Raw genomic sequence first — 3,680 nt, 5'->3', positions numbered from 1 at the left:
GAACCCGCAGGGCCGATACTCCGTCGACCAGGCCCAACACGTCTTCTGTCTTTGGGTCTCGGCCCTGCTGATCACCTTGGTGTGACATCACCGGCGGGGGGGGGGGGTGGGGGTCCCTTTGGTGTCACACCCCGGGGGGGGGGGGGGGGCGCCCCCTTTGGCGCCGCCCCCCTGCCACTGTCCTGGAACGGCAGCCAGGGAAATACGGCTGAACGTACTCAGCTCGCGGCGGAGCCGCTGGACCTCGTCGTCTTTGGCCGCCAGGGCCGACAAAGCCGACTGGTGAATTCCTTGAGCTGGTTGAACTCGGTGTGGGTGCGGGCGAGTTTGTGGGTGTCAATCCCCTCGCAGCGTGGAGACGATCTATGCAGCCAGTCCCTCGGCGGGGGTGGCTCGGTAGTCACGTTCGTAGTCGATCGGGCTCTTGAACCCGCCCACGCTGTGTAGCCGCCTGGCGTTGTAGAAGTCGGTGATCCAGGTGGCGATCTTGATGCGGGCCTCGGTGCGGGTGCGGAAGGCATGCCGGTGGACGTACTCGACCTTCAGCACGCTGTTGAACGCCTCGCTCACGGCGTTGTCGAAGCAAAGGCAGCGGGTGGTCGTGGGGAGGCGGTGGGCCGGGCGTGCCCAGTCGACGGTCAGGACGAGCTTGCCCGGCGTCGCCGGCCTGCTGGGATGTGGCCGCCTGGTCGAGCAGGTAGGCGGTGAGGGTGGTGACGACCTTGCCGACTGTGGGAGGTTGCGGCTCAAGCCGCTCACCGTGCGGGGAGTCAGCCGAAGAACTTTTCCAGTTCGGCTGCCAGGGCCTCCGGCTGCTCCTCCGCGACGAAGTGGCCGCTGTCCTCGATGCCGCTGTAGCGGATGTCGTTGGCCTTGTCTTCCATCATGGGCCGCATGAAGTCGCCGCCGATGGCCAAGACGGGCATCTCCAGCGGGGGATACGAGTCGTTGTCGGCCACATCCTGGTGGAAGGTGTGGAATACGCCGAAGCCCGCGGTCAGTGCCTCGGGTGTGTCGTAGGCCCGGGCGTAGATGGCCCGGCTCTCCTCGCTGATCCGCTCGGGGTGGCGCGCGAGGTGTTCGGCCGACCAGTCGATCACGTGCCGAAACCGCCCCGCGAGAAGCTTGGCGGGCAGTCCCTCGATCTGGCTCAACGGGTATGTCCACAGGTTCAGATCACCGGGCCCGGGGAACGGCTTGGCGAAGTGCTGGAATGCCTGCGAGAAGGGGGCGCCTTCCCACAGGGCGAGCTTCTTGGTGGCCTGCGGATAGTTGGCGGCGAAGCTGTAGGCGACCATCGCACCGATGTCAGCACCGGCAATGTTCACCTGCTCGTGGCCCAGGCCGCGGACCAGTTCGTAGATGTCCTTCGCCATGGTCTTCTTGTCGTAGCCGCCCTCGGGCTTGTCCGACTCTCCCTGGCCGCGGTAGTCCACGGCGATGACGCGGAAGTGTTCGGCCAACGGGGTCATGATCTTGTGGAGGCCGTGCCAGGTGCGCGGAAACCCGTCCATGAGGACCAGCGGCTCGCCTTCGCCGCCGATGACGTAGTGGAGCCGGGTGCCGTTCACGTCGGCATAACGGTCTTCGAATCCTTCAAGCATGTGTGGCTCCTATTCGGGCTGATCATTTCTGCGGTGGGGGCTCCCGCGTGCGGGACGGCGCATACGGGAGGAGGTACGACCAAGTTGACGATGCATCAACTATTGATGTGGTCAACGCCCCCCCCCTCCCGCCTGTTCAAGGCGTGGCGCACTGGAGGCAGGGCCTGGTCAGGTTCGTTCGTTGGTGGCGTGGCCGGTCGAGGGCTGTGTCATTGACCGGTGCGTGATGCCTGAAGTCCGGTGCGGACTGGAGGACTTCGCGGAACTGCTGCGCCGTTACCGCCGCTGGCCGGCCAAGAGCTACCGCGCCTGGCTGGAACGCGTACTGACCAGCGAACTCCTGGGCTGACACCTGCTCCCCCACCGTCGCGACGATCATTGCCGTCGAAGACTCTCCATGGCTCTGCTCCACCGCATGCTCTTCAGCGGTCGGCCAGAGCGCGGGCACGGAGGACGGCGGCTCCCGGTCCTGTGAGCCGGGACAGGGCGGCGTGGCGGCCGGAAACAAGGAGCAGCAGGTCGGCGATCGGGCCGTTGATCTCGGCGCCTTCCCCGCTCGACCACGGGACATCGGTGGCCACGAGGCGGAAGCCGCGCAGCCGCTTGCGGGCGCGGAATGGGAAGCCCATCCTCCAGGTGTGCTCGGCGGAGTAACGGGCGGCCTCCAGCGGCATCGGGCGATCGATGCCGAGCGGGATGGCGATGTCCTGACCGTGGACGAGGACATCCATCATGACGACGGCGAGTTTCTGGCCCGGCGCCAGGCGCCGGGATCCGGATGCCGCCTGGAGTGCGGCCACGAGCTCGACCGGGGGACGTGCCGCGTCCCGCCGGGCGGTGTTGTCGACCATGCGGTTGAAGCTGCCGCGCGCGCGGACGGCCTCGATCAGGATCGGCACCAGCCGGGCTCGCGGTCCGCTGCTCAGATGGGCTGCCACTTCGCGCACGGTCCACCCCTCGCAAAGCGACGGGCAGGTCCACTGCTCTTCGGTCAGTGAGGCGAGCAGATCGGCCAGACCGGCCCGTTCGTCATCGATGACCTGCCACATCGCCGCCTTCTCCATGCCCACTCTCCCAGCGTTTTTGGTACGATGACCTGACCAGTTAAGTCAGCCCCACTGACTAAATTAGTCAGAACATCTGACCATCGTCAAGTCAAGGAGTGGCGTGACCGAAGACCTCAACATCGGGCTCCTGCTCTTCATCCCCTACCGGGCCTTGGAGAATCGAGTCTTCGCCGCCGTGGCCGCAGCGGGCCACAACGACATCACACCGGCACAGGCGAAGCTCCTGCAGCGCGTCAACGACGACGGCTCCAGGCTCAGCGAGCTCGCGGAAGCCGCCCAGGTGACTAAGCAGACGGCCGGCTACCTCGTCGACCAGCTCCAAAACGCCGGATACGTGGAACGCACCCCCGATCCCACCGACGCCCGCGCCCGCCTGGTGCGCCTGACGGATCGCGCACGCTCCCTGCGCCCCATCGGCGACGGGGCCATCGCCGAGATCGAGGCGGAGTGGACCGCCCACCTCGGCAAGCGCCGCATGGACCAGCTCTGCGACACCCTCGCCCGGCTTCGCGAGATCACCGACCCCTATATGGAACGCTGAGCCCCCACCGCCGGCCGGAACCGGGGCCGAAGATGCCGTAGCGCGCTACGGCATCGTTGATGTCTCGCTCAGGGGGCGGTCCGGGTGTCCGGCCTCTGGCCGTAGCGCGACTCGTGTGTCTCGGTTGATCCGGGTCAATGTCGCGCATCGAAGTGCATCCCTGCGCGTGACGGGGGTGGCGGGCGCATGATCCACGCAGCCACCTTCGCCGCGGTCTTCGCGGTGCTCTTCGCCTCGCATGTCTGGGCGGATCACTGCCGGCAGACGGACAAGTGGGCGGCGGCGAAAGTCCGACCTGAGCCCGGCGCGGACGGCCCGGAGCAGGCTGAGTCGTGGCGGGCGCTGATCGCTCACCTCACCGTCTATCACCTGGTCATGGCCGTGATGCTCGCCGTGACGGCGGGCCTGCTCGACCTTCCGGTCGGCTGGGCCGGGGCGGTGGCGGGGATCGGGTTCTCGGCTGTCAGC

The 3,680-nt window shown here is 67.2% G+C and carries 5 protein-coding genes and 1 pseudogene; 3 read left to right on the top strand and 3 right to left on the bottom strand.

Translation table 11 applies throughout. The features are described 5' to 3' along the window. Positions 1-363: 363 nt before the first annotated feature. A complete protein-coding gene (locus ADL01_RS47670) occupies positions 364-570 on the bottom strand; it encodes an IS3 family transposase (protein ID WP_107090809.1) in 207 nt (68 codons plus the stop codon). 200 nt (positions 571-770) lie between these two features. After that, positions 771-1,604, bottom strand: a complete 834-nt coding sequence (locus ADL01_RS05085; RefSeq protein ID WP_053740676.1) for an alpha/beta fold hydrolase — start codon at positions 1,602-1,604, stop codon at positions 771-773. A gap of 226 nt (positions 1,605-1,830) precedes the next feature. Here ADL01_RS05085 and ADL01_RS47160 point away from each other — a divergent pair, with 226 nt between their 5' ends. Next, on the top strand, positions 1,831-1,953 hold the full coding sequence (locus ADL01_RS47160) for a hypothetical protein (RefSeq protein ID WP_267889898.1): 123 nt from the start codon (positions 1,831-1,833) through the stop codon (positions 1,951-1,953). A gap of 73 nt (positions 1,954-2,026) precedes the next feature. On the opposite strand, the gene ADL01_RS05080 is transcribed toward ADL01_RS47160, so the two are convergent. After that, positions 2,027-2,668 (bottom strand): maleylpyruvate isomerase family mycothiol-dependent enzyme, encoded by a 642-nt coding sequence (locus ADL01_RS05080; protein WP_053740675.1) that lies wholly within the window; start codon positions 2,666-2,668, stop codon positions 2,027-2,029. A gap of 103 nt (positions 2,669-2,771) precedes the next feature. Here ADL01_RS05080 and ADL01_RS05075 point away from each other — a divergent pair, with 103 nt between their 5' ends. Together ADL01_RS05075 and ADL01_RS05070 are read left to right on the top strand one after the other, a co-directional pair. Further along, a complete protein-coding gene (locus tag ADL01_RS05075) occupies positions 2,772-3,212 on the top strand; it encodes a MarR family winged helix-turn-helix transcriptional regulator (protein WP_053740674.1) in 441 nt (146 codons plus the stop codon). A gap of 186 nt (positions 3,213-3,398) precedes the next feature. Continuing rightward, positions 3,399-3,680: pseudogene (locus ADL01_RS05070) on the top strand (hypothetical protein); the annotation flags it as partial.

Source organism: Streptomyces sp. NRRL WC-3618 (assembly GCF_001280005.1).
Taxonomy (GTDB): Bacteria; Actinomycetota; Actinomycetes; order Streptomycetales; family Streptomycetaceae; genus Streptomyces.
Note: the sequence above shows the minus strand (reverse complement) of the source record. Positions and strands in the feature narration are given on the sequence as shown.

Bases quoted from the DNA above. Each gene is read 5' to 3' on its own strand.
- ADL01_RS05085 (WP_053740676.1), bottom strand. From the start codon at position 1,604: ATGCTTGAAGGATTCGAAGACCGTTATGCCGACGTGAACGGCACCCGG.
- ADL01_RS47160 (WP_267889898.1), top strand. From the start codon at position 1,831: ATGCCTGAAGTCCGGTGCGGACTGGAGGACTTCGCGGAACTGCTGCGC.
- ADL01_RS05080 (WP_053740675.1), bottom strand. From the start codon at position 2,668: ATGGAGAAGGCGGCGATGTGGCAGGTCATCGATGACGAACGGGCCGGT.